2 protein-coding genes and 1 pseudogene are annotated in these 4,330 nt (G+C 74.0%); 1 reads left to right on the forward strand and 2 read right to left on the reverse strand.

The window, feature by feature from the left end; translation table 11 throughout:
* Both VR45_RS40115 and VR45_RS47695 read right to left on the reverse strand, forming a co-directional pair.
* Positions 1–1,752, reverse strand: a pseudogene (locus VR45_RS40115) (ABC transporter permease); the annotation flags it as partial.
* Between the two features lie 469 nt (positions 1,753–2,221).
* Positions 2,222–2,623, reverse strand: a complete 402-nt coding sequence (locus tag VR45_RS47695) for a peptidoglycan-binding domain-containing protein (RefSeq protein ID WP_045944911.1) — start codon at positions 2,621–2,623, stop codon at positions 2,222–2,224.
* A gap of 337 nt (positions 2,624–2,960) precedes the next feature.
* On the opposite strand from VR45_RS47695, the gene VR45_RS40125 reads away from it, so the two are divergent.
* On the forward strand, positions 2,961–3,962 hold the full coding sequence (locus VR45_RS40125) for an XRE family transcriptional regulator (RefSeq protein WP_234326654.1): 1,002 nt from the start codon (positions 2,961–2,963) through the stop codon (positions 3,960–3,962).
* Positions 3,963–4,330 lie beyond the last annotated feature (368 nt).

Genomic DNA, 4,330 nt, shown 5'->3' on the forward strand with positions numbered 1-4,330 from the left:
CCGCTGCCCGGGCGCGCCGGACACCCCGGACAGCCGCAGGTCGGCGCCGACCGTGTAGGCCGCCCGGTCGCGGTCGCTGGTCGGCAGCGCGGCCAGCACACCGGCGGCCAGGCTGCTGCAGGCCACCGCCAGCAGCGTCACCAGCACCGGCACCGACTGGCGACCGCTGTCGCGGCTCAGCCGCCAGGCGCCCAGCGGCAGCACCAGCCCGCGGGCCCGGCCGGCCGCCTGCTCCAGCAGCCGCCCCACCGCCGGCAGCACCCGAAGCAGCAGGACACCGCCGGCCACCGCCATGACGACCGGGGCGAGCACCAGCGTCAGGTCGACCCAGGAGTCGAACCCGGCGTCGGCGTTCCTCACCGCGACTCCCTCGTACTGGCGGAGTTGGAGGAAGCCGAAGACCGCCACGGCGAGCAGCAGCAGGTCCGCCCCGGCCCGCTGCAGACCGAGTCGGCGCGGGCTGCGCGCGCGCAGCGCCCGCTGGGCACCCGGGTCCACCGCCTGCCGGGCGAGCGGCAGCAGCAGAGCCGCGCCGTGCACCAGGAGCGCGAAGCCCGCGGCCCACCGGGCGCTCGGGCCGTCGCCCGCGGCCAGGCCGTGCGCCCCGACGACGCGCAGCACGGCGGCCAGCAGCGGTCGGGCCAGCAGCAGCCCGCCGACCGCTGCCGGTACCGCGGCCAACGCCCACTCGCCGGCGGTCGCCGCGAGCAGCCGCGCCGCGCCGGCGCCCCGGGAGCTCTGGAGCGCGTGCTCGCCGGCGACGGCGTCGGCCAGCCGACGGGCGGTCAGCACGAGGACCACGGCGGCGAGCAGGGCGAGCAGGCCGAGCGGAACGGCGATCTCGGCCCTCGCGGTCAGGACCGGCGCCACCTGGCCGTCGACCGCACCGGGCAGTGCGCTGCGCACCGCGGTGTCGGCCAGTGCCGGTTCGGCACCGCGGTAGATCGAGCGGGCGGTGTCCGAGCCGGCGAAGGCGGCCACCCGGTCGCGCAGCGCGGCGAGTTCGGCGAGGCTCGACCGCCCGGTGTCGGGCAGGGCCAGCCAGACCGCGAGCATGCGGTCGCCGAACCCGGGCAGCGCGGCCAGCCGGGCGCCGTCGATCAGCACGAGGGGCTGGTTCGCGGCCTCGGCGCCGCCGAGGCCGGCCCAGAACGCGGCGGCGTCCGGGTCCTCCCGGTACACACCGGTCACGGTGAGCTTGAGCGGTTCGCCGGTTCCGGGTGTGCGGACGACCGTGCTGCCGCCGCTGTCCAGGCCGAGCCGGTCGGCGGCGGCCTCGGGAAGGGCGACGCGCAGCCCGCCGTCGGCGGCCGGGGCGGCCTCGGGTGCGTCCGGCCAGCTGCCGCTGCGCAGTTGGGCGTAGCGGCCGGGGTCGGGCAGCACCGCCAGGAGGGAGGGGAGCACGGTGTCGGTGGCCCAGCGGCGCCCGGTGGGCGGCAGCGTAAGGTCGACGGCGCTGATGCCGCGCTGCGCGGTCGCGGTGCGGAACGGGGTGCCGGCCATCGTCCGGACCAGTGCCGAGTGCACCGCGCGGTCGGCCGCGGACAGGCCCGGCGCCGTCCAGCGCGCGGTCACCTCGACCGAGGTGCCGGCGTCGGCGGCGAGCCGCTGGCGCACCCCGGCGGTGGCGGCCGACTGGGCCAGCCCGGCCACCGCGGACAGCACCGCCGTCGCCACCAGGACGCTCACGGCGACGGCTGCCAGCACCAGACCGTGCCGGCCGAGCCGGCGCCACACCCCCGCCAGTTCCATCCACTGCTCCCCTCGGCACCCTCCGCGGCGGAGGTCCGTGTGCCACGAGTCCAACTACTGGCCGGGGGTGGAGTCCTGTCGCAGTGACCCTGCTGTGGTCTGTACCAATCCGATCCCGGGGCCCCATCTTGCACGACGACCCGTCGACTCGGCCCGGCCGGGTTCCGTTCGGCCGCCTTTCTGCCTGAAGGGGCAACCGGGCTGCCCGCCCCGGCCGTGAACGCCTGGCGGGCACACTGCTGGACCATTGGCGCGACCTGCACCGGCAACGCCGACGACCATGCGTCGCCGCCGGGAGGGCCTCGACCGAACCCGGGCCGGTCCCGGGACGGTGTTGGACAGGATCCTCTTCCCTCGCCGGCCCAGGACCCGGTCCGCCGCGGCTCGCATCTGCGGTGGCCGCCGGTACGGCAGTGCGGTGCGCCGGGACCGAGGAGGTCTCGGCACACCGCATCGCCGACGAACGGTCTCAGCGCGGGTTGGGGCTCCTGTCCGGGTGCAGGCAGTCCCACGTCTTCGGGCCGACTACGCCGTCAACGGGGATCGCGCACCGCCTCTGCAGGGTCCGGACCACGTCACGGGTAGTGGCGCCGTAGATGCCGTCCTCGGCGATCCCGTAGCCGTAGATGTTGATCAGGCATTGCGCGTGTGTGACGGCCGGGCCGGTGTCGGTGTAGTAGAGGTTCGGGTGGGCCCCGCTGTAGGGACAGGCGGATTCCGCGAGCACCGCGACCGGCGCGAGTCGGGGAGCGACGACCGTCGGGGCGGTGGTGGCGGATGTTGCGGAAGCACCTGGAGCTGTGGCGGTGAACCCCGCCAGAGCCGCTGCCCCCGCGATGGCGCACGCGGCGATCCTTCCGTGCAGTTTCATTGCCTTCTCCTTCTCAGGACTGGACGCTGAGCCCGCGTGCCTTCCGCGGGAGGGTCTCGGCGGCGCACCGGCGGTTGCTGTCAGCACATGCGCCGATGCCCGCATGCGAGCGGCCTCGTGATGACGTAGGCGCCGCTGTGGGTCGAGGATGTGCGCGCCGCCGCCGGACCGACAAGGAGAGATGCAGTTCGAGTCTGTTCGGAACGATTCCTGCCATGTTCGGGGCGGTGCTTGCCGTGTACCGAACAAGCGTGAAGGATGCCGTACCGGAGGGGAGGCCGGCGTCGCCATCAGTGGGGCGATGCCCAGGTCGTTGAGTCAATGGGAGGACGGCTCAGTGGATCCGAAGGAGCCGCCACGGCCCGAGAGGGCCAGAACCCCCGCCGAGTTCACAAAGGAACTCCGAAAGCTGCGCACCCGGTCGGAACTGACGTATCGCCAGCTGGAGAGAGTGGCTGCTGCACAGGGCACGGCACTCCCGGCGAGCACGATCGCGAGTACTCTCGGCCGCGCCACTCTCCCGCGCGCACAGTTCGTCGAGGCTTTCGCCCGTGCCTGCGGTCTCAGTGACGCGGAAGTCCATGAGTGGCTGGAGGAACGTCGCAGTATCGCCGCCCATGAGCCCAGGCAGAACGATGATGCCGCCGACGGCGTCAACCACGGCAACTCCGAGGCATCCTCCGCGGCTACGCCCGCCAAGGCGGGCCTCCCGTGGTGGCGCCGGGCGGCCGGCCTGGTCGGCGCTGCGGCAATTGGGGTTGCGGGCACACTCGTCATCAGCGACCGGTTCTACGACTCGCCGGGGCCCGCCACCGTACCGGCGGTGCCCGTGACGGGGCTGCGCATGTTGGCCGTGGGCAGTTGGGCGCAGATCCGCCCCGCTCGCACGCCGGAGCTGTGCCTCACCGAAGGAAGGGATCGCACCGGACGCTACCGGACCGCTGTCGCCGTCCAACGCCTCTGCTCGAGGACCGACCTGCCGAACGTCTTCCTCGAGCCGCTGGCCAAGGACACCGTGCAGATCCAGTGGCACCACGAGAAGTACGGCATCGGCTGCCTCACCGTCCTGACGACGGACCCGGGGCGGGATCTGCTCGAACCCCGGGACGACTGTGCCGACAACGATCGGGCGCAGCAGTTCCGCATCGAGCTGTTCGGCTCGCTCGCCGCTCCCCATTTCCGTATCCGCCCGGTCGTCACCGGCGAGTGTCTGAGCCTGCACGACCAGGACACCGAGGAAGGGGCGGAGGTCGTCCAGGGCCGCTGTTCCGGTGCCGGCGATCAGGACTTTCTGATCGATCTGACGGTATCTCCACGAAGTGCCGCCGGAAGTGCTTGATCGGCATGGGATCCCCTGGCAAGCCGTCCCGGCCGTCCAGGGATCACGGAATGGCTCTGTCTGCGGTCAGGTGGGCGGATCCGGAGGTGGCGGCGCAGGCGGCGGCGAGGGAAAACGTGGCGTGCGGGCCGCGGGTAGCACCGGCGGCGCCGGCGGGGAAGCCGGCACGTCAGCCGGGTACCGGCGGCGCGGGCGGTTCCGGCGGCACGGGCGGCGAAGCCCCCACCTCGCTGCCGGTCGCCCTTCCCCCGGGCGCCGGACAGGGCGGAACCGGAGCAACCGGCGGTGCCGGAGGCACGGGCGGTGCGGGCGGCCACGGCGGAGCACCCGACCCCAGCCCCGGCAGCCAGGCCGGGTCCGCAGGAACC

This window comes from Streptomyces sp. NRRL S-495 (assembly GCF_000966955.1).
GTDB classification, from domain to species: domain Bacteria; phylum Actinomycetota; class Actinomycetes; order Streptomycetales; family Streptomycetaceae; genus Kitasatospora; species Kitasatospora purpeofusca.